This window comes from Saccharopolyspora sp. (assembly GCF_017434145.1).
In the GTDB taxonomy this organism is placed as follows: domain Bacteria; phylum Actinomycetota; class Actinomycetes; order Mycobacteriales; family Pseudonocardiaceae; genus Saccharopolyspora_C; species Saccharopolyspora_C galaxeae.
The window spans coordinates 1-3,197 of sequence record NZ_JAFRFW010000332.1; the positions used below are offsets into that span (position 1 = coordinate 1).

Annotated in this window: 4 protein-coding genes, 1 pseudogene and 1 riboswitch; of the genes and pseudogenes, 4 read left to right on the forward strand and 1 reads right to left on the reverse strand. The window is 70.9% G+C overall.

Features of this window, described 5'->3' with window-relative positions; all coding sequences use genetic code 11:
• Positions 1–108, forward strand: a 108-nt coding sequence (locus IJH84_RS09225) for a trypsin-like serine protease (protein WP_295142728.1), incomplete at its 5' end; no start/stop codon positions are given.
• Between the two features lie 94 nt (positions 109–202).
• On the opposite strand, the gene IJH84_RS09230 is transcribed toward IJH84_RS09225, so the two are convergent.
• Positions 203–826: a LysE family translocator gene (locus tag IJH84_RS09230; protein WP_200070132.1), complete on the reverse strand. Its 624-nt coding sequence runs from the start codon at positions 824–826 to the stop codon at positions 203–205.
• A 284-nt stretch (positions 827–1,110) separates the two neighbouring features.
• Here IJH84_RS09230 and IJH84_RS09235 point away from each other — a divergent pair, with 284 nt between their 5' ends.
• From IJH84_RS09235 to IJH84_RS09245, 3 genes and pseudogenes are all read left to right on the forward strand, one after another.
• Positions 1,111–1,947 (forward strand): trypsin-like serine protease, encoded by an 837-nt coding sequence (locus tag IJH84_RS09235; protein WP_295142724.1) that lies wholly within the window; start codon positions 1,111–1,113, stop codon positions 1,945–1,947.
• A 74-nt stretch (positions 1,948–2,021) separates the two neighbouring features.
• Entirely contained in the window at positions 2,022–2,480 is a 459-nt protein-coding gene (locus IJH84_RS09240) for a GNAT family N-acetyltransferase (protein WP_200070130.1), read from the forward strand.
• A gap of 71 nt (positions 2,481–2,551) precedes the next feature.
• A riboswitch (cobalamin riboswitch) is annotated at positions 2,552–2,679 on the forward strand.
• Between the two features lie 58 nt (positions 2,680–2,737).
• Positions 2,738–3,197: pseudogene (locus IJH84_RS09245) on the forward strand (magnesium chelatase); the annotation flags it as partial.

Below are 3,197 nucleotides of genomic sequence, written 5' to 3' on the forward strand. Positions count from 1 at the left end.
CTGATCGGGATCGTGTCCTGGGGCAACGGTTGCGCCCGGCCCGGCCAACCAGGGGTTTACACCCGCGTGGCCAGCTACTACGACGAGGTGCAGGCGCAGTTGAGCTGATCCGGGTTCAGCCGGAGCAGGGCCGGGGCGCGCGCCGGGCGCCCCGGCCTTCGCATGTTCCGGGGCGGTGCCTGAGAAATCGGCCGGAAGCGGCTCAGCTCGCGACGAGGCCGACCGAGATGGTCAGGAACGCGGCCGCGCTGACCATGTCCAGCGAGCGCGCCACCCGCGGATGCCGCAGCCGGTCGGCGATCCGCGCGGCGGCCAGCACGACGGTGATCTCCCAGATCGCGGCCACCACCAGGAACACCGCGCCGAGCATGATCAGTTGCAGCGTCGGCGCGGTGGCGCCGCCCACGAACTGCGGCAGGAACGCGAGGCTGAACAGCAGCATCTTGGGGTTCGTGATGTTGCTCAGCAGCCCCTGCAGGTACGGCCGCCGCACCGGGGCGCCGCCGCCGAGTTCTTCGCCGCTTCGCTTCCGCGTCAGCCACAGCCCGCGCACGATCGTCGCCGCCAGGTAAACGAGGTACGCCGCGCCCGCCCATTTCAGCGTGGACAGCACCGCCGGGTTGCTCGTGATCAGCGCGCCGAGCCCGCAGATCACCAGCGCGACCTGCGCGATGCTGCCGCTGTGGATGCCGGCCAGCGCCCGCAGCCCGGCTCCGGTGCCCTGCCGCAGCGAGGTCCGCAGCAGCAGGAACGCGTCCACACCGGGCGTGAGCACTACTACTGCACTGGCGAGCAGGAACGCAGGCAGCGTCGTGAAGTCCAGCATGGCGGGTTCGCTCCTCCTACTCGGGCGCGCGAAGGCACGGCGGGCCGCGCGGCCGCCGGGCAAGATTCACCGGATCGTGGGTGATCTCTGGAGTCCGCATCGTCGCGGTCTCCGGATCAACGAAATGAGTGGCTGGATGAACGGTGGATGAAGAGCTTGATCGACGTTCTTTTTCCTGCCGATGACCATACTAACGAAAAATTTTGCCGTCTGGATGTGAGTTCAGCCTCCTGACCTCTATGTGACCGGGCCGCTACGGTGTGCCGCCGTAGATCCCCGCGACCATGGAGGCCGACGTGTTCAACGGCAGCGCTCGCAAGTTCCGGCTCCCGCTGCGAAGGCTGTTCGCGGGGTGCTCCGCGGGAGCCGCTGCCGTGGCGCTGATGAGTCCGGTCGCGTCCGCCGAAACACCCGGCGGCGGCAAGGAACGCGTCGTCGGCGGGGAGGGCACCGGGATCGAGGCCGCGCCTTGGGCGGTCGCGCTGACCGACCCGGACGGCAACCAGTTCTGCGGCGGGACGCTGGTCGCCCCGGACAAGGTCGTCACCGCCGCGCACTGCACCTTCGACACCGCCACCGCGCAGCCGCGCGCCGTGGGAGAGCTGCGCGCGGTGACCGGGCGGGAAGATCTGCGCACCTCCGCCGGGACGGTTTCGGAAGTTCGCGAAGTCTGGGTGCACCCCGAGTTCCGGGACGTCGGCCACGGCCACGACGTCGCCGTGCTGACCCTGACCGCTCCGGCGCCGCAGCCGCCGCTGCCGATGGCCGGGGCCGGAGAAGTCGAGCCCTACCGGCCCGGAACTCCGGCCCGCGTCTACGGCTGGGGCCGCACCACCGAGTACGGGTCCACTTCGGACACACTGCGCTCCGCCGACGTGCCGATCAACAGCGACGAGCAGTGCCGCAACACCTACCCGGAATACGACGGCACGACCATGGTCTGCGCCGGACTCCCCGAAGGCGGCCGGGACGCGTGCACCGGCGACTCCGGTGGCCCGCTGGTCGCCGAAGGCAGGCTGGTGGGAGTCGTCTCCTACGGCGCGGGATGCGGGCGCCCCGGCGCCCCCGGCGTCTACGCCCGGATTTCCGGTGTCGCCGCCGAGATGGCCCCGCAGCTGTGACGACGACAGTGGCGTTTACTACTTCGCCGCAGGTGAATGCGGGTCGCGCGGCCCGCGTGTGATATCCCGGAGTGGTGACGCTGCAACCGCTTGCCACCGCTGTGCAACGCGCCTACACGGCCGACCTCGACGCCGAGGACTTCTACAGACTGCTGCGCCTGCGGGTGGACGTGTTCGTGGTCGAGCAGCAATGCCCCTACGCCGAGCTCGACGGCCGAGACTTGGACAGCCGCACCCGGCACTTCTGGATCGACTCGGCCGACGGCTACGTGCTCGGCTACCTGCGGCTGCTGGAGGACGCCGGCGGCGGTTTCCGGATCGGCCGGGTGGCCACCGCGAAGAACGCCCGGGGGATGGGGCTCGGCGCGAAGCTGATGCGCGCGGCGCTCGCCGAGGTGCGCAGTTCGCCCGCGGTGCTCTCGGCGCAGACCCGGGTGCTGGAGTTCTACCGCCCGTTCGGCTTCGAGCCCTCCGGTGAGGAGTACCTCGAAGACGGCATCGCGCACATCGACATGTTGCGCTGCCCGGCGTGATCGCTGCCGCAGCGAGGTTCCTCGGCATCGGCTGATCTGCGACGATGCTCGCTGGTCCCAGCCAGGGCAGGTCAGGAAGCCGGTGCGAGTCCGGCACGGTCGGCGCCACTGTGACCGGGGAGCGGGTCCCCTTCGCGAGCCACCGGGACGCCTGGGAAGGCCGGGGAAGTTCCGCGCGGATCCGGGAGTCAGGACACTGCCTCGCCCCGGCACAGCCGACATCGGGGCGTCCGAGACCCGAGGAAGGAACTCCTGGCATGACTGCTCCCGCGAGGGCGCGCTTCCCGTTCTCCGCCGTGGTCGGGCACGACGACCTGCGGCTGGCTCTGCTGCTCAACGCGGTGCACCCGCGCATCGGCGGCGTGCTGGTGCGCGGCGAGAAGGGCACCGCGAAGTCCACTGTGGTCCGTGCGCTGGCTGCGCTGCTGCCCGCGCTGGACGTGGTCCCGGACTGCCGGTTCGGCTGCTCCCCGCAGCAACCCGACCCGGAGTGCCCGGACGGCCCGCACGCGGCGACGGCCGCCGAGCAACGGCCCGCCGAGCTGGTGGAACTGCCGGTCGGGGCCACCGAGGACCGCCTGGTGGGGTCGCTGGACTTGGAGAAGGCGCTGACCGAGGGAGTCCGGGCCTACCAACCGGGTCTGCTGGCCGCCGCGCACCGCGGAGTGCTCTACGTCGACGAGGTCAACCTGCTGCACGACCACATGGTGGACCTGC